At 62.7% G+C, this 14,729-nt stretch carries 19 protein-coding genes and 2 pseudogenes; 7 read left to right on the top strand and 14 right to left on the bottom strand.

Annotated features, from left to right (window positions below; genetic code table 11):
- Nucleotides 1–2 precede the first annotated feature (2 nt).
- From ACQ858_RS09780 to ACQ858_RS09765, 4 genes are all read right to left on the bottom strand, one after another.
- Nucleotides 3–677, bottom strand: coding sequence for a uracil-DNA glycosylase (locus ACQ858_RS09780; RefSeq protein WP_083960884.1), 675 nt, complete (start codon nucleotides 675–677; stop codon nucleotides 3–5).
- The gene (locus ACQ858_RS09775) at nucleotides 674–1,810 is read right to left on the bottom strand and encodes a nucleoside triphosphate pyrophosphohydrolase family protein (protein ID WP_028838254.1); all 1,137 of its coding nucleotides are present in this window, start codon (nucleotides 1,808–1,810) and stop codon (nucleotides 674–676) included. Before ACQ858_RS09775 ends, ACQ858_RS09780 begins: the two co-directional genes overlap by 4 nt.
- Before the next feature lie 119 nt (nucleotides 1,811–1,929).
- The gene (locus ACQ858_RS09770; RefSeq protein ID WP_431276484.1) at nucleotides 1,930–2,439 is read right to left on the bottom strand and encodes a hypothetical protein; all 510 of its coding nucleotides are present in this window, start codon (nucleotides 2,437–2,439) and stop codon (nucleotides 1,930–1,932) included.
- Nucleotides 2,439–2,906 (bottom strand): TIR domain-containing protein, encoded by a 468-nt coding sequence (locus ACQ858_RS09765; protein WP_028838255.1) that lies wholly within the window; start codon nucleotides 2,904–2,906, stop codon nucleotides 2,439–2,441. Before ACQ858_RS09765 ends, ACQ858_RS09770 begins: the two co-directional genes overlap by 1 nt.
- A gap of 268 nt (nucleotides 2,907–3,174) precedes the next feature.
- Here ACQ858_RS09765 and ACQ858_RS09760 point away from each other — a divergent pair, with 268 nt between their 5' ends.
- Complete coding sequence (locus ACQ858_RS09760; RefSeq protein WP_028838256.1) at nucleotides 3,175–3,558, top strand: helix-turn-helix transcriptional regulator; 384 nt, start codon at nucleotides 3,175–3,177, stop codon at nucleotides 3,556–3,558.
- A 14-nt stretch (nucleotides 3,559–3,572) separates the two neighbouring features.
- Here the strand turns inward: ACQ858_RS09760 and ACQ858_RS09755 are convergent.
- The 7 genes and pseudogenes from ACQ858_RS09755 to guaB form a co-directional block, all read right to left on the bottom strand.
- Nucleotides 3,573–4,098: pseudogene (locus ACQ858_RS09755) on the bottom strand (helix-turn-helix transcriptional regulator).
- 4 nt (nucleotides 4,099–4,102) lie between these two features.
- Nucleotides 4,103–4,378 carry a hypothetical protein gene (locus ACQ858_RS09750; protein WP_083881241.1) on the bottom strand — a complete coding sequence of 92 codons (276 nt, stop codon included), beginning with the start codon at nucleotides 4,376–4,378 and terminating at the stop codon, nucleotides 4,103–4,105.
- 60 nt (nucleotides 4,379–4,438) lie between these two features.
- Nucleotides 4,439–5,695: a tyrosine-type recombinase/integrase gene (locus tag ACQ858_RS09745; RefSeq protein WP_431276483.1), complete on the bottom strand. Its 1,257-nt coding sequence runs from the start codon at nucleotides 5,693–5,695 to the stop codon at nucleotides 4,439–4,441.
- A gap of 301 nt (nucleotides 5,696–5,996) precedes the next feature.
- Entirely contained in the window at nucleotides 5,997–7,610 is a 1,614-nt protein-coding gene (guaA, locus tag ACQ858_RS09740) for a glutamine-hydrolyzing GMP synthase (RefSeq protein WP_431276482.1), read from the bottom strand.
- Between the two features lie 3 nt (nucleotides 7,611–7,613).
- Entirely contained in the window at nucleotides 7,614–8,048 is a 435-nt protein-coding gene (locus ACQ858_RS09735; RefSeq protein ID WP_431276481.1) for a type II toxin-antitoxin system VapC family toxin, read from the bottom strand.
- On the bottom strand, nucleotides 8,045–8,293 hold the full coding sequence (locus tag ACQ858_RS09730) for a type II toxin-antitoxin system Phd/YefM family antitoxin (protein WP_431276480.1): 249 nt from the start codon (nucleotides 8,291–8,293) through the stop codon (nucleotides 8,045–8,047). Before ACQ858_RS09730 ends, ACQ858_RS09735 begins: the two co-directional genes overlap by 4 nt.
- 84 nt (nucleotides 8,294–8,377) lie before the next feature.
- Nucleotides 8,378–9,848: pseudogene (gene guaB / locus ACQ858_RS09725) on the bottom strand (IMP dehydrogenase).
- Between the two features lie 242 nt (nucleotides 9,849–10,090).
- Here guaB and ACQ858_RS09720 point away from each other — a divergent pair.
- Entirely contained in the window at nucleotides 10,091–10,534 is a 444-nt protein-coding gene (locus tag ACQ858_RS09720; protein WP_431276479.1) for a DUF4124 domain-containing protein, read from the top strand.
- A 19-nt stretch (nucleotides 10,535–10,553) separates the two neighbouring features.
- Here the strand turns inward: ACQ858_RS09720 and ACQ858_RS09715 are convergent, their stop codons facing one another.
- Nucleotides 10,554–10,886, bottom strand: a complete 333-nt coding sequence (locus ACQ858_RS09715) for an RnfH family protein (protein ID WP_431276478.1) — start codon at nucleotides 10,884–10,886, stop codon at nucleotides 10,554–10,556.
- A complete protein-coding gene (locus ACQ858_RS09710; protein WP_431276477.1) occupies nucleotides 10,886–11,332 on the bottom strand; it encodes a type II toxin-antitoxin system RatA family toxin in 447 nt (148 codons plus the stop codon). Before ACQ858_RS09710 ends, ACQ858_RS09715 begins: the two co-directional genes overlap by 1 nt.
- A 62-nt stretch (nucleotides 11,333–11,394) precedes the next feature.
- Here ACQ858_RS09710 and smpB point away from each other — a divergent pair, with 62 nt between their 5' ends.
- From smpB to ACQ858_RS09685, 5 genes are all read left to right on the top strand, one after another.
- The gene (gene smpB, locus ACQ858_RS09705) at nucleotides 11,395–11,874 is read left to right on the top strand and encodes an SsrA-binding protein SmpB (protein WP_431276476.1); all 480 of its coding nucleotides are present in this window, start codon (nucleotides 11,395–11,397) and stop codon (nucleotides 11,872–11,874) included.
- Nucleotides 11,875–11,883: 9 nt separating this feature from the next.
- Entirely contained in the window at nucleotides 11,884–12,459 is a 576-nt protein-coding gene (locus tag ACQ858_RS09700; RefSeq protein WP_431276475.1) for a putative colanic acid biosynthesis acetyltransferase, read from the top strand.
- A gap of 66 nt (nucleotides 12,460–12,525) precedes the next feature.
- Entirely contained in the window at nucleotides 12,526–13,035 is a 510-nt protein-coding gene (locus ACQ858_RS09695; protein WP_431276474.1) for an RNA polymerase sigma factor, read from the top strand.
- A gap of 12 nt (nucleotides 13,036–13,047) precedes the next feature.
- Nucleotides 13,048–13,782 carry an anti-sigma factor family protein gene (locus ACQ858_RS09690; RefSeq protein ID WP_431276473.1) on the top strand — a complete coding sequence of 245 codons (735 nt, stop codon included), beginning with the start codon at nucleotides 13,048–13,050 and terminating at the stop codon, nucleotides 13,780–13,782.
- 44 nt (nucleotides 13,783–13,826) lie between these two features.
- On the top strand, nucleotides 13,827–14,210 hold the full coding sequence (locus ACQ858_RS09685; protein ID WP_431276472.1) for an ATP-binding protein: 384 nt from the start codon (nucleotides 13,827–13,829) through the stop codon (nucleotides 14,208–14,210).
- Nucleotides 14,211–14,276: 66 nt separating this feature from the next.
- Here ACQ858_RS09685 and ACQ858_RS09680 read toward each other — a convergent pair whose 3' ends face one another.
- Nucleotides 14,277–14,687 (bottom strand): hypothetical protein, encoded by a 411-nt coding sequence (locus ACQ858_RS09680; RefSeq protein WP_431276471.1) that lies wholly within the window; start codon nucleotides 14,685–14,687, stop codon nucleotides 14,277–14,279.
- Nucleotides 14,688–14,729 lie beyond the last annotated feature (42 nt).

The raw sequence follows: 14,729 nt of genomic DNA, 5'->3' as shown, positions 1-14,729 counted from the left end.
AGTCAGAGCACTTCGTCAAACAACGATCCGGTACTCATGGGGTACCCATAGAGTTCCGAGATTTGCGATTGGAATTGTGTCTGTCCACCGTAGCTGGGGTGCCTCACGCAAATCACCGGCACAGCATCTGTGATGCGATGAGCTGCAGCGGCGGCATCGTTGCCGATGGCGACGATGCGAGAAGGCTTCAGCAGGACAATGAGTTGCTGGAGCAGTTCTTCGCCTGCTCGCCTTTCTTGCGCGTTGTGCTGGCGGTTAGTAAACGGATCTCCGGATTCATGCGGATGAAGGGGAAAGACGTTCCAAAGGAAGATGCGAGCATCAATGTGTTCCAGCATGCCCCATATGACCGCCGCAGTTCGCTCGGCTACAGCGCTTCCTATCGTGGGCCGCTCTGCGACCAGATCGAGATTCCAGCGCTTAGCGTGCTGGCCCATGTGCACGTCATCAGTCAGGGCTAAACCAGTACGGCGCCCTCCGCGATATCCGAGATCCCTTCCGATCCAGATGGCATCTACAGACTCCTCGGTTGCACGACGCAGCATGGCGGAGAGTGCTGCAGCGCGGCGCCGTGGCGCATCGCGCCGATCATGGACTTCACATCGATCCGAATACGGATTGAAGCAGTCTTCGAATTGCAGCGAAGCAACTGCCTCAACGAATGGATGGATCTTCATTTTTCGGACTCAAGTGACATGTATTTGATGGTGCGTTGTTCTCGGTTTCCAATGATCCAGCCGCCTTGATTTGCCTTGAGCTGTCGGAAAACAGCATACCCTTCCAGGATAGCTTTTTCCCAGAGCTTCAGCGGGCATTTCTCTACTTCATAACCGCTCACAAACTCGCCGATGGTTTTGAGAATTCCGAGTGAGACTTTCTCCTGATTCTCGAAGAAATTCAGTTCTTTGGCTCTTGAAAAAATCCAGGCAGCAACTCCTTCCTCAACGACGATGGCTCGGCCACTGTCCTGCTCTTCATCGAATTTCGGATTGCTCTTCCGCTTGTGCCTGATCAATGCCCGCATCACGGGCGACCAGTGAAGGATCGCCGCGTTAGCAAAATGGAAAACGTCATGGAACCGGTAGCCATCGCGGTCGGCAATGTTGTCAGTCAAAGGGTCTCCAATGAACACTCCATTCCATTGGAGATAGCTTTTGCCACTACCTCGTTGGTTGACGCGGATTCTGAATTCTCTGGGCAACTGTTCCTCGATTCCAAATTTACTATCGAAATCAAGGTCAAGCAGATCATCTGCTTGTGGCTCCAAGAACGCACCGCGAGCTTTACGAAGGTTGGAGCGAGCCACTTCCGAAAATGCTAGCTCGGCCGCATGGATTGCATCCAAGTAAGCCCGTGCGAACGCGACCAATTCAGTGCGCGCAGGGGTACTTCCCAATAGCGCTGCGGCTGACTGCCCCAAACGTACAAGAGTAGTGTCTAACGATGCAGGCGCAGCAATAGGCACTGCGATATAGGCCATTGCACCTTCGGCGATATCACTTGCAGCACCAACATTCTTGAAATTTCCGTGATTGGCCGCTTCCCCGAAGATCTCATCGAGAGGAACATTCAAGCGCCTGCAGATTGCAGCCAGGTACCAAAGGGTGTCGCCAAATTCTTCTTCCGCAGCTTTCTTAAAGCCAGGGTATGCCGATTTGTCACGAACATGTTTTTTAACCGTGGCCATTATTCCGCCAACTTCTCCGTACAGTCCTTGGAGAACCGGATTGAAGTCGCTCGGATTGAGCACGTCCGTGGCTGCAATTTCTGCAGCGTAATCCGAAAGCAAGAGGGAGCCTTCCTTTTTCATCGGTCACCTGCGAAGCGTCAGCCATTCAAAGGGGGCGCCTTGGTAGCCGCTCACGGCCAAGCTGCGTATCCAATGCTCAAGATTCGCGACCAATTGCGCATCGTCAAAGGTGGTGAGACCTATTCCAGTTTTACATAGAGGACGTCCCTGCTGATCATGCAACTCATTGGGAAACTCAGGCCCCTCCCCCCAAAATATACGAAATCGTTGCTGATCAAAACCCTGTTGACGCCCGTATCACGAGCAACGTGATCAGGGTTCAGAGAGCCATCAGGGCGGGAGTGGAACGAATCGCGCTGTTGCCAAGCAGCCCCAGCCGCAACTCTGAAATAAATGTTGTCCCCGCAACTTTGCTTCCGACTGCCATTGCGGTACGGCTTCTTGGATTCAAAACGCGGGTCTCGGCCGTACTCGTCAAATGTCATTGCCTCGGTGACCCGCATCGCATAGACCAGGTGCCCACCGCGTCGAACACTTTGATCATTGCTTCCGCTGCCAACCACCCAATCACCAATGTTGGCGCTTCTTCGGATGCTGGGTTTGCAAGTCGCGAGCGTGCAGTAGCTGTAAAAGGGGTTGGGCGCAAAACCACTGTCGTACCGCACGACATAGGAGTGAATACGTGCCATCAGCAGGGATGCCGCTTGAGTGGAACCGGGTCGCAGGCACCGCCGTCAGGCTTTTCCCACGAATCCTTTCCGTTGATCGCGTCGATGATTGAATCACCGTTCCACCCAACCAGTGCGTCCGCATGTTCTTTCAGCGCATCCGGCAGGTCGCATTCCTTTTCGCCATGCTCCCAAACACCAACAATGCGCTTGCCCTGTTTGGCCGCGTATTCGATTTCCCAGTTCACCCAATCGCTGTTCTTGGTTTGGGGTGAGACATAGCAAATGAACACCCCAGCCCAATTGATGGCAGGCGCAAGGATCTGCGTCTTGATGTAGTGCTCATCAGTGGCATTGTTGAACTTTCCTGTGTGGATGGAGGAATCCCGGACTTCCACCCCCTTCGGCGCCAACAAATCCTTGAGCTTCTGGAGCCCATGATCGTCCTTATGGACATGGCTGATGAATACGTTCCTTTTGTCTGCCACCTGTCACCTCCATGGTTTCGCATGTTTTGATGGATCGTAACCGGGTTTACCGCCGGCGTGGTAGGGGCTCCTGGCCAGCTTGAGGTCGAACTGCTGCCGGACGGGCCGAGAGTCAAAATCCATCGCTTTGGGCGAGGCGAAGCGCGCTGGTTGGGACATGACGCTTAACCGAGTGCGCACGAAGCCGTAGACCTCCTATGCCCTCCTACGCCACAACAGGTTGTGCCGATAGGTACTGAAATTCACCATATCGCCATGCAGCGTATTCATGGAGTTCGAGGTGAAAACCCTATCGCACCTATCCAATGTGCTCGAGGCCGTCCCCGGCCAGTCTCTCCCTTTGCCTGGGACGGAGGCCTACGAGGCGCTGCCACAGTTCCCCAAGCGCAGTCCACTTCCATTTCGGCGCACCATCCGCCGTCATGAGTTGCGTCAGATCGTCCCCTTGGCCGAAACGACGATCTACGAAATGGAGCGTCGCGGCGAGTTCCCTCGGCGTTTCAATCTGACGCCGCGCTGCGTGGTGTGGGACCTGGCCGAGGTGGAGGCCTGGATCGAGGAGCGCAAGCAAGCCCCTCGCATCAGCGCCGCCAAGCCGGATGTCCACCTGCGAAAAACCCGCCCTGTTCGGGCGGGTTCCGGTCGGGAATGAGGCTGGCGACGGCCTCATTCAACGAGAGCTTCCAGCTCGTCGGAAGCTGAGCGCGATAACCGCCGCCCCTCCTTGACCACGTTGACCTGCAAGGCAACGCACGCCACCTCCAGAACGTCCATGGCCAGCGAGTAGCTACCCTTTGCCTGCAGCCAGGCCAGCACATCCGCCAAGTGCCAGATCGACGCGCTGCCCTCATGCACCGGCGCTGGGAAGCTGCCCGGATGGGCCAGCATCAGCTTGCGCATGTTCTGCCGCGACACGCCCACGATGTCGGCCACGTCGGTCAGCCCAACCAGATCCGGTGCGACTTCGATCAGCACTGGCCGCTGGCACCGCGCTCCGCACGTCGGCCAACGCGCTGCGCACAGCCGCGTCCGCACTGTCCGCCTCTCGGGTGAACTCCAGCGCGAGCCGCCCCGGCTGCCCGATGCCGACCAGGGCATCGTCGCACCCGGCCTCGCCCAGACGCTCGACCAGTGCATCCGGGTCACGGTCATCGTCGGTGAGTTGGTATTTCAGGGTGAAGGTGTATTCCATCGTGCTACTCCTCGGCATCGTCGGCTGCCTCCTGCTGCTTGCGGTGCGTCGTGCAGTTGTCCACGACTCGCCGCAAGGCACGCGCATGGTTGCCAGGGTTCTTCGGCGTACTCCACACGCTGGTGATACAGAACTCGCCGCAGCGACACTCCGCATCGTTGTACGGACAATAAATCCGCCCCCAGGCGTGGCTGCCACCGACTTCCACACGCCAGCCCTGCCCTTCGGCGTGCCTGAGTGCTTCCTCGACTTCTTTCTTCGGATGAGAGGACCGGGCCATCAACAGTCTCCAGTATGAGAATACTTACCAAGGTTGTCAAGTGACAACCTTGGTCCTGCTTCAGGCCATTGCGCTCAACACCGGCACGACCACGTTGTCCGGCATCAGCTTCGGCACGTAGGTCTGCCCGTCGATCCAGGCATCGACCATGTTGGCCCACTCCTGCAGCATGTGGCGCCGCTGCTCGGCGTACTCGGCCTTGTTGTAGATCGAGCGCGAGGAACGCCCGTCCTCGTGCGCCAGGCACTTCTCGATCCAGTCACGGTTGAAGCCGATTTCGTTCAACAGCGTCGAGCCGGTACGGCGCAGATCGTGGACGGTGAAGGGCTCCAACGGCAAGCCCGCCGCCTTCGCTCGCTCTGCAACGATCTGCGTGACCCGGTTCAAGGTCGCGTTCGACATGCAGCGCTCGGCGTCGTAGCGCGATGGCAGCACGAACTTGGAGCCTGCCGCGCAGGTGTGCAGCGCCACGAAGATGTCCAGCGCCTGGCGCGACAGATAGACCACGTGCGGGTTGCGCCCCTTCATGCGCTGCTTCGGGATCGTCCAGGTCGCATTCTCGAAATCGACCTCATCCCAGGTGGCTTGAATCAGCTCGCTCTTGCGCACCAGCGTCAACAGGATCATGCGCAGCGCCAGCCGGATGGTCGGATAGGTCGCCACCGACTCCATCTGCCGCGCCATCAGCCGGATCTCCAGCGGCGACAAGGCGCGATCCTTCGGCACGAAGGTCGCGATCGATGCGGCGCCCACATCCTCGGCTGGGTTGTCCACCTTCTCGCCGTGCAGGATGGCGAAGGCATAGACCTGCTTCACGATGTCCCGGACGTGTACCGCCGTGGCGGGCGCCCCGCGCGCCTTCACTTTGTTGCAGAGGGCGCGCAGGTCATCGGCGGTGATTTCGTTGAGCTGCCGATTCTGGAAGGCCGGCAGGATGTCCCGATCGACGATGCTCTTGCGCATCGCCTTGGTGCTGTCGGCCATCCGTGCTCCGGCCAGCCACTTCTCGGTCACGTCGCCAAAGGTCTTGGCGGCGGTCAGGCGGCGCTTCTCGCGCTGCTTCTCCAGCGCGGGGGACTTGCCCTGGGCGACGGCCTTCTTGGCGTCGATCAGCTTTTCGCGGGCCATCGCCAGCGATATGCCCGCCGGCCCGTAGCGGCCAATGGTCAGGGTCTCACGGCGCCCGTTGAGACGGTAATCGTAGCGGAAGGTGACGGTACCGGTGGGTGATACCGTCACGTACATCCCGTCCCGGTCAGAAGCCTTATAAGTCAACGACTTAGGCTTGAAATTGCGCAGTGCGGTGTCGGTAAGCATCGAGGTTTTCCTCCTGTTGGTGACGGGCTTTTACCGTCAGGGGTCAGGAGACCTGCTGATGCCCGGAAAGCCGCATGAAATCAGCTTTCCAGAGGAGACTTTTACCGTCAAAGACCGGTTTGGTCTCAATAGTGAACGGGAGGGTCTTAATCCGGCCTCCGGTTCTTACCGCCACTTTTACCGCCAACCTGTTCCGCTGGCCGGCGATAGCCACCGATAGCTGCCGAGACGTATTTCCTTTTAAATCAATACGTTACGGCAGTTTTTCGATAACTGACGATAGTCCCCGAAGGACGTCAATTCACTCCCACTCGATCGTCGCCGGCGGCTTGCTGCTCACGTCGTAGGTCACGCGGTTGATGCCGCGCACCTCGTTGATGATGCGGCCCGAGACCTTCTTGAGCAGCGCATAAGGCAGCTCGGCCCAGTCGGCCGTCATGAAGTCGCTGGTCTGCACCGCACGCAGCGCCACCACGTAGTCGTAGGTGCGACCGTCGCCCATCACGCCGACGCTCTTGACCGGAAGGAAAACGGTGAAGGCCTGGCTCGTGAGGTCGTACCAGCTCTTGCCGGTTTCCTTGTCGACGAAGTTGCGCAGCTCCTCGATGAAGATCGCATCGGCACGGCGTAGCAGGTCGGCGTAGTCCTTCTTGACCTCGCCGAGGATCCGGACGCCCAGGCCCGGGCCGGGGAACGGGTGGCGGTAGACCATCTCGGGCGGCAGGCCCAGCGCGACACCGAGTTCGCGCACCTCGTCCTTGAACAGGTCGCGCAGCGGCTCCAGCAGCTTCAGGCCCAATTGTTCGGGCAGACCACCGACGTTGTGGTGGCTCTTGATCGTGACGGCCTTCTTGCTCTTGGCACCGCCGGACTCGATCACGTCCGGATAGATCGTGCCCTGCGCCAGCCACTTCGCGCCCTTCGCACCCTGGCTGGTGAGCTTGGCCGCTTCCTGCTTGAAGACGGTGACGAATTCGCCGCCAATGATCTTGCGCTTGGCCTCGGGATCGCTCACACCGGCCAGCTTGCCGAGGAACAGTTCGCTCGCATCGACACGGATCACCTTTGCGTGCAGTTGGCCGACGAACATGTCCATGACCATGTCGCCCTCGTTGAACCGCAGCAGCCCGTGGTCGACGAACACGCAAGTGAGCTGGTCGCCGATCGCTCGATGGATCAACGCCGCGGCCACCGAAGAATCGACGCCGCCCGAGAGGCCGAGGATGACTTCCTCGTCGCCGACCTGCTTGCGGATCGCCTCGACGGCCTCGGCGATGTGGTCGCGCATGATCCAGTCGGGCTTCGCGCTGCAGATGCCGAGCACGAAGCGCTCGAGGATCGCCTTGCCCTGCTGCGTGTGCGTGACTTCCGGGTGGAACTGCACCGCGTAGAAGCGCCGTGCTTCATCGGCCATGCCGGCGATCGGGCAGCTCTCGGTCGACGCCATCAGCTTGAAGCCCGGCGGCAATTCGGTGACCTTGTCGCCGTGGCTCATCCAGACGTTGAGCATGCCGTGACCTTCGTCGGTGGTGAAGTCGGCGATGTCGCGCAAGAGCTCGGTGTGGCCGCGCGCACGGACGGCCGCGAAACCGAATTCGCGCTTGTGGCCGCTCTCGACCTTGCCCCCGAGCTGGTGCGCCATGGTCTGCATGCCATAGCAGATGCCCAGCACCGGCACGCCGAGCTCGAACACCGCCTGAGGCGCCTTGTCGGTGCTTTCCTCATACACGCTGGCATGGCTGCCGGAAAGGATCACACCCTTGAGATGGCCGTCCTTCGCGTAGTCGCGAATCCAGTCGTCGGTGACATCGCAGGGATGGACTTCGCTGAGCACGTGGGCTTCACGCACGCGGCGCGCGATCAGTTGCGTGACCTGCGAGCCGAAGTCGAGGATGAGGATCTTGTCGTGTTGCATAGGTCAGAGCGTGGAGAGATCGAGAAGGCGGATGCCGGACTGCGTCGCGGCTTCGGCCAGCTTCCTGTCGAAAGTGGCCAGGGGAAGATTGAGCGATCGGGCCAGCCAGAGGTAGCCCGCGTCGTAGGAGGACAGCCCGCTGTCCATCGCGATGGCAAGCGATGCCTTGTGCTGCGGCGGCGCCATTTCATGGAGTTCGACGCGATGCCGGACCGCCTCGAGCACCGACCACAGGCCTTCGACCGCGGCTTGCGGAATCCGGCCGCGCCGTACGCCGTTGGCGATGATGTTGGCGCACTCCCACTGCCAGAGGTTCGGCGCCTGCGGCTCGACCTCGTCGCGCCGCATCAAGGCGTAGAGGCGCCGGGTATGTTCGTTCGCTTCGTCGGGCAGCAGCCGGGCGGCCGTCACCGAAGCGTCGAGGACGAAGGCGGTCATCCCTGCCGGCCTTCGTCGCGGAGCTCGCGCACGGACGGGCCGGGCCGGATCATCGCGTGCAAGGCGTCGATCTGGCTCAGCTCGCGCTGGATCTGCGCGTCGGTGATCACCGGCTTGCGACGCACCGGGAGGATGCGCGCCACTTCCTTGCCGTGCCGGGTGATGCGAACCTCCTCGCCCTTTTCGACCGATTCGATCAGGGCCGAGAAGTTGTTCTTCGCCTCATAGATGCCGGTGTACTGCATGAGTCTGACCAGATTTGGAAAAGCTGGCCATTATAGGCATCCCGGCCAGAATTTGAAGTCTGGCCAGAATGCTGACTCAAGCGGTCACTCGGCGCGGTAGTTCGGCGCTTCCTTGGTGATCTGCACGTCGTGGACGTGGCTCTCGCGAATGCCGGCAGCGGTGATCTCGACGAACTCGGCCTTGTTCTTCATGTCCTCGATCGTCGGACAGCCGCAGTAGCCCATGCTGGCGCGCAAGCCGCCGGCCATCTGGTAGACGATGGACACCATCGAACCCTTGTAGGGCACGCGGCCTTCGATGCCTTCGGGCACGAGCTTGTCGGCGTTGGGGTTGCCGGTGCTGGATTCCTGGAAATAGCGGTCGGCGCTGCCCTGCTGCATCGCGCCGATGGAGCCCATGCCGCGATAGCTCTTGTAGCTGCGGCCCTGGTACAGCACGATTTCGCCGGGCGCCTCTTCGGTGCCGGCGAACATGCCGCCCATCATCACCGTGCTTGCGCCCGCCGCGATGGCCTTGGCGATGTCGCCCGAATAGCGGATACCGCCGTCGGCGATCAGCGGCACGTCGGTGCCCTGCAGCGCCGTCGCGACGTTGTCGATCGCCATGATCTGCGGCACACCCACGCCGGCCACGATGCGTGTCGTACAGATGGAGCCCGGGCCGATGCCGACCTTGACCGCATCGGCGCCGGCATCGGCCAGCGCACGGGCCGCATCGCCGGTCGCGATGTTTCCGCCGATCACGTCGACCTTCGGGTAGTTCTTCTTGACCCAGCGCACGCGCTCGATCACGCCCGCGCTATGGCCATGCGCCGTGTCGACGACGAGCGCGTCGACACCGGCCTTGACCAGCGCCTCGACGCGCTCCTCGGTGCCCTCGCCCACACCGACAGCGGCGCCCACGCGCAGGCGACCGCTGGCATCACGCGCGGCGTTCGGGAAGCTGGTCTGCTTGGTGATGTCCTTGACGGTGATCAGCCCCTTGAGCTCCCAGACGTCGTTGATGACCAGGAGCCGCTCGAGCTTGTGCTTGTTAAGCAGCGCCTTCGCATCGGCCAGCGTGGTGCCGTCGGGAACGGTGATGAGCCTGTCGCGCGGGGTCATGATCTCGCTCACCGGCGCGTCGTAGCGACTCTCGAATCGCAGGTCGCGGCCGGTCACGATGCCGACCACCTTGCCGGCATCGCACACCGGGAAGCCCGAGATGCCGAGTTGCTCCGACAGCGCGATCACCTGCCGCACGCTGTGGTTCGGCGTGATGACGACCGGATCACGCAGGACGCCGGACTCGTAGCGCTTGACCTTGGCGACCTGCGCGGCCTGCTCGGCGGGCGTGAAATTCTTGTGGATGATGCCGATGCCACCCTCCTGCGCCATCGCGATCGCCGAGGCGAGCCTCGGTCACGGTGTCCATGGCGGCCGAGACCAAAGGCAGGTTCAGGGTGATGTTTCGGGAGAGCCGGGTGGCGAGGGAGGTGTCCTTCGGGAGGACCTGGGAATACGCTGGCACCAGCAACACGTCGTCGAAGGTGAGCGCTTTGCCGAGAAGGCGCATGGGTGAAGCTCCAAAAGACGGATTGTAACGATGGCCTGCGGCCTTCCGGCGCCGTGAGGGATTGCGGCGTCTTGCGCTCATTGAGCGAAAAGCGAGCCTCTTTGGGCTCTGGCGTTGCGAAAATGCCAGTGTTGTGGTTGCAAAACGTAAGGCAAGGCTAAACTGCCGCCCATGAAACTCGCGCATCTCCTGGTCATCGGATCGGTGTTCCTGCTGCCGCTGGGCGCACAGGCGCAGTGGCAATGGATCGACAAGGACAACAAGAAGGTCTTCAGCGATCAGCCGCCTCCGATCGATATCCCCGAGAAGAACATCCTCCGCAGGCCCAATACGGCCAAGCGCCTGAACTTCAGCGTGCCGGCGGTCGAGGGCGGCGCCACCAACGCGCCGGCTGCGGCCCCTCCACGACAGCCGCAGCCAAGCCGTCCGGCGTCGACAAGGAGCTCGAAGAAAAGGCGCGCAAGGCCGAGGAAGCCGAAAAGGCCAAGCAGGCCGCCGAAGCGCAGAAGGTCGCCCAGGCCAAGGCGGACAACTGCAAGCGTGCCCGCGACGGCAAGGCCACGATGGACAGCGGCATTCGCGTGGCGCGCGTCAACGGGCAGGGCGAGCGCGAAATCATGGACGACGACGCGCGCGCCGCCGAACAGAAGCGCCTTCAGACCGTGATCGATTCGGACTGCAAGTAAGCCGCCCTGCGGCGACGACTCAGTACCCCGCCTTGCCGCCCTTGCGGCGACGCGCGAACAGCCCGGTCCCCCGGGCGCCCTGCTGCTTGAATCGCTCGCGCCGCGCCACCTTGGGGTCGACGGCGAGCGGGCGGCAGAGCTCGACGCGATCGAGATTCGCAAGCGCCTGGGTCCATTCGACCGCCCGCCCCCAGATGCCCGGCGCGGCCGCCTGCCAGTCGAATTCAGGATGGGCCGCGGCAAGCCCGCTCGCCCGAACCGCATCGCGCACGGTCGCGCCTTCGGCAAGGCTCACGATCTCCTCGAAAACCTCCCGCGGCGCGGGCGAGCAAACCACCGTCACTTGCAGCATCAGGCAGCGCCGTAGATGTGCTCGGCGCGCTTCACGAAGGCTTCGACCAGGTTGGAGGCGATCTTGTCGAACACCGGGCCGACCAGTGTCTGCAGCGCGATGCTGTTGAAGCCGTACGTGAGGTTCAGTTCGACGCGACAGGCCCGCTCGCCCTCTTCTCCCACCGGCGTGAACTTCCAGACGCCATCGAGATTGGAGAAAGGTCCGTCGACGAGCTTCAGATGCACCTCGCGGCCGGGCACATGGGTGTTTCGGGTCGTGAAGCTCTTGTGCAAGCCGCTGAACGCCAGTCCGACTTCGGCCGTCATGCCGAAGTCGTCCTGTTCGATCACCCTGGACCGGTCGCACCACGGCAAGAATTCGGGATACTTGGCCACGTCGGTGACCAGGGCGTACATCTCATCGGCGCTGTACCAGATGAGGATGGACTTGTGGACTGTTTTCATAGAATGGGCACAGCGTGCGCGACGGATTGTATTGAAGCCATGCCGACCCCACTTGATTCCCCATGGCCACAAAGAAAAAGCAGGACCCCTCTTCCCGGATCGCGGACAACAAGAAAGCCGCGTACAACTATTTCTTCGAGGAGCGCTTCGAAGCCGGCATGGTGCTCGAAGGCTGGGAGGTCAAGTCGCTGCGTGAAGGCAAGGTTCAACTGACCGACGGTTATGTGGTGATCCGCGACGGCGAGCTCTACGTGATCGGCTGCCAGATCAACCCCCTGCGCTCGGCGTCAACCCACATCACGCCCGATTCGGTGCGCACCAAGAAGCTGCTTCTGCACAAGGACCAGATCCGCCGGCTCATCGGCAAGGTCGAGCAGAAGGGCTACACGCTCATCCCGATCAATCTTCACTGGAAGGCCGGCAAGGTCAAATGCGAGATCGCGCTGGCGAAGGGCAAGGCCGAGCACGACAAGCGCGACACCATCAAGGACCGCGAAGGCAAGCGTGAGGTCGAACGGGCCATGAAGAACCGAACCCGCTGAGGAACCCGGATGGCGCTGCAACCCCTCGACGCCTCGCGCGTCAATCCGCTCGAAGGCGGCCCGAGCTTCTCGCTGGGCAACCGGATCATGCGCGCCGTCTGGAATGTGACCTGGGCCGTCCTGGCGTCCTGGACGCCGCCGCAGATGAGCTTCTGGCGCCGCTTCCTGCTGAAGCTCTTCGGCGCCAGGCTGGGCGAGTCGAGCGACGTGCGCGGCAGCGCGAAGGTCTGGTATCCCCCTCACCTGCACCTCGCCGATCGGGCGCTCCTCGCCGAGCGGGTGACTTGCTACAACATGGCGCCGATCTCGCTCGGCCGCGGTGCGCTGGTGTCGCAAGGGGCCCATCTCTGCGCCGGCACCCACGACATCTCGTCGGCCAGCTTTCAGTTGATCGCGCGGCCGATCACGATCGGTCCGCGGGCCTGGATCGCGGCCGAAGCCTTCGTCGGCCCCGGCGTGGAAGTCGGCGAAGGCGCGGTCCTGGGCGCGCGCAGCGTCGCCTTCCGGTCGCTCGATCCCTGGACCGTCTACGGCGGCAACCCCGCAAAGCCGCTGAAGCGGCGAGTCCTCAAAGACGCAGGCTGATTTTTCGGACCCATGGAATAAACGCCGCGCCGCCGGCGTTCGTGCAGCATCAGCCAAACTGCATCCATGGATTCGAGTGCCATCGTCGAACACATCCCGAGCCTGCGCCGCTATGCCCGTGCGCTGACGGGCGACGCCTGGGCCGCCGATGACCTGGTGCAGGACACGCTCGAGCGTGCCTGCAGCAAATGGCGACTGTGGAGCGTCGGCACGGATCTGCGCGCATGGCTCTTCACGATCATGCACAACGTGTTCGCGAGCCAGGCTCGCCGCGCACCCGCACGCAGTTCGGTCGATCTTGAAGACGTGATCCATGAGCTGCGCGTCGTCGACTCGCATCGCGACCAGGCCATCGATCTTCAGCGCTGCGTGCTGCTCCTGCCCGAAGACCAGCGCTCCGTGCTGCTGCTGGTCGCGCTGGAGGACCTGTCTTATGCGCAGGTCGCCAAGGTGCTCGGCATTCCGCTCGGCACCGTGATGTCGCGCCTTTCGCGGGCACGCGAACGCCTCCGAGAACTGATGGAAGCAGCGCCGCCGCCGGTCACGGGTCGTCCCGGTCTGCGGCGTCTCAAGTAGCCGGCCAACGTCATGAAGTCCACCGATCCCAACCTCGATGACGGCGCTCCCGAATGGCAGGCGCAGCGCGATGCCCTGCGACAGCTGCATCGCGGCGTGCTGGACGAGCCGATTCCGCCGAACCTGCTGGCCGCCGCGGGGCTGGCCGCGCGTTCGCACGCCCGCAAGGCCATGTGGGCGCGCTGGGGCGGCGCGGCTGCAGGGATCGCGTTGGCATTCGGCGCGGGCTGGCTGGCCAGCGCGCAATGGTCCGGCTCCTACACCGGTTCGATGCTCGCGCGATCGCCGGCAACCCGGGAGTTCGTTCATGCTGCCGCGGTGGCACATGTGGTCTACGCACCCGAGAAACGTCATCCGGTCGAAGTGGCCGCAGCCGAACAGCAGCATCTCGTCCAATGGCTGTCCAAACGCCTCGACAGGCCCTTGCGGGTGCCCGATCTGTCAGCTCAAGGCTACACGCTCGTCGGTGGCCGGCTGCTGCCGGGCAACGAGGGCGCCCGCGCGCAGTTCATGTTCGAGCGCGCCGGCGGCGAAAGGCTCACGCTTTATATCGGCAGTCTGGGGCCGTCTTCGACGGCTCCACGCGCCGACGAAACGGCGTTCCGCTTCTCGGCCGACGGCCCGGTCCCCAGCTTCTATTGGGTCGACCGCGGTTTCGGCTATGCACTGACCGGTCCGCTCTCGCGGGATGCTCTGCTCACGCTTGCCACCGCCGTCTATCGTCAGCTCGAAAAGGCCGATGGGTAGACTGCGACCTCGCACCGCTTTTTTCAACCGAAGGAGAAAACTTCATGAAACTGCTCAGCGCCTCGATCCTCACTGCCGCCCTGCTTGCCGGCTGCGGAAGCATGTCACCCGCACCGGACACGCCCACCCGCACCGCCGATGGCGTGCTGATCGGCCCGACGGGCATGACGCTGTACACCTTCGACCGTGACGCGCCCAACAGCGGCAAGTCGGTCTGCAATGGTCCGTGCGCGACCAACTGGCCGCCGCTCCCGGTTGCCGATGCGGCCAAGCCCATGGGCGCCTACACGATCATCACGCGCGATGACGGCAAGAAGCAGTGGGCCTACAAGGGCTCGCCGCTGTACTACTGGTCGAAGGACGCCAAGGCCGGCGACAAGACCGGCGACGGTATGTTGAACGGGGCCTGGAAGGTCGCTCGCCCCTGAGCCGAGCCGATGAAAAAGAAAAGGGGCCGGTTGCTACCGGCCCTTTTTCGTCGGGGAGGGGCCGGCTCAGCAACGGCCCTTCTTCGCCTGCCCCGGGGGGCAGTGATAGCGATCATCGTCATAGTCGCCGTGATCGTGGCGGTGGCCCTTCGGCTCCTTGTACCGGGCCGCTCTCCATTCGGGTTCGACCCAGCGCCATCCGCCGTCGGCACGCACCCAGCGGCCGGGCGCATAGAGGTAGTCCGGCCTTGCGGGCTGCCAGTAGCCCTGTTGCCAGGCGTAGGCGTCATGCCGGTACTGCCAGGCCCCGGGCACCCAGACGTACCCCACGCGCGGCGGCGGCACCGGCTCGTAGCGCGGCGCCGGCGGCGCCACCGCCACGACGCCGGGCACGTTGATGTTGATCGACACCTGCGCCGACGCGCAGAACGGCGCTGCGGCCAGGGCGCAGGCCAGAAGCGTGAATGAAAGTCGCATCAATACCTTCCTTCGAAAACGAATCAACGCGGCGGCCTGCGT

Origin of the sequence: Variovorax ureilyticus (genome assembly GCF_050632185.1) — a bacterium.
In the GTDB taxonomy this organism is placed as follows: Bacteria; Pseudomonadota; Gammaproteobacteria; order Burkholderiales; family Burkholderiaceae_C; genus Variovorax; species Variovorax ureilyticus_A.
Note: the sequence above shows the minus strand (reverse complement) of the source record. Positions and strands in the feature narration are given on the sequence as shown.

Excerpts from the sequence above, each read along its gene's own strand:
- ACQ858_RS09780 (WP_083960884.1), bottom strand. The coding sequence starts at position 677 with ATGAAGATCCATCCATTCGTTGAGGCAGTTGCTTCGCTGCAATTCGAA.
- ACQ858_RS09775 (WP_028838254.1), bottom strand. The coding sequence starts at position 1,810 with ATGAAAAAGGAAGGCTCCCTCTTGCTTTCGGATTACGCTGCAGAAATT.
- ACQ858_RS09770 (WP_431276484.1), bottom strand. The coding sequence starts at position 2,439 with ATGGCACGTATTCACTCCTATGTCGTGCGGTACGACAGTGGTTTTGCG.
- ACQ858_RS09760 (WP_028838256.1), top strand. The coding sequence starts at position 3,175 with ATGGAGTTCGAGGTGAAAACCCTATCGCACCTATCCAATGTGCTCGAG.
- ACQ858_RS09750 (WP_083881241.1), bottom strand. The coding sequence starts at position 4,378 with ATGGCCCGGTCCTCTCATCCGAAGAAAGAAGTCGAGGAAGCACTCAGG.
- ACQ858_RS09745 (WP_431276483.1), bottom strand. The coding sequence starts at position 5,695 with ATGCTTACCGACACCGCACTGCGCAATTTCAAGCCTAAGTCGTTGACT.
- guaA (WP_431276482.1), bottom strand. The coding sequence starts at position 7,610 with ATGCAACACGACAAGATCCTCATCCTCGACTTCGGCTCGCAGGTCACG.
- ACQ858_RS09735 (WP_431276481.1), bottom strand. The coding sequence starts at position 8,048 with ATGACCGCCTTCGTCCTCGACGCTTCGGTGACGGCCGCCCGGCTGCTG.
- ACQ858_RS09730 (WP_431276480.1), bottom strand. The coding sequence starts at position 8,293 with ATGCAGTACACCGGCATCTATGAGGCGAAGAACAACTTCTCGGCCCTG.
- ACQ858_RS09720 (WP_431276479.1), top strand. The coding sequence starts at position 10,091 with ATGGATCGACAAGGACAACAAGAAGGTCTTCAGCGATCAGCCGCCTCC.
- ACQ858_RS09715 (WP_431276478.1), bottom strand. The coding sequence starts at position 10,886 with ATGCTGCAAGTGACGGTGGTTTGCTCGCCCGCGCCGCGGGAGGTTTTC.
- ACQ858_RS09710 (WP_431276477.1), bottom strand. The coding sequence starts at position 11,332 with ATGAAAACAGTCCACAAGTCCATCCTCATCTGGTACAGCGCCGATGAG.
- smpB (WP_431276476.1), top strand. The coding sequence starts at position 11,395 with ATGGCCACAAAGAAAAAGCAGGACCCCTCTTCCCGGATCGCGGACAAC.
- ACQ858_RS09700 (WP_431276475.1), top strand. The coding sequence starts at position 11,884 with ATGGCGCTGCAACCCCTCGACGCCTCGCGCGTCAATCCGCTCGAAGGC.
- ACQ858_RS09695 (WP_431276474.1), top strand. The coding sequence starts at position 12,526 with ATGGATTCGAGTGCCATCGTCGAACACATCCCGAGCCTGCGCCGCTAT.
- ACQ858_RS09690 (WP_431276473.1), top strand. The coding sequence starts at position 13,048 with ATGAAGTCCACCGATCCCAACCTCGATGACGGCGCTCCCGAATGGCAG.
- ACQ858_RS09685 (WP_431276472.1), top strand. The coding sequence starts at position 13,827 with ATGAAACTGCTCAGCGCCTCGATCCTCACTGCCGCCCTGCTTGCCGGC.
- ACQ858_RS09680 (WP_431276471.1), bottom strand. The coding sequence starts at position 14,687 with ATGCGACTTTCATTCACGCTTCTGGCCTGCGCCCTGGCCGCAGCGCCG.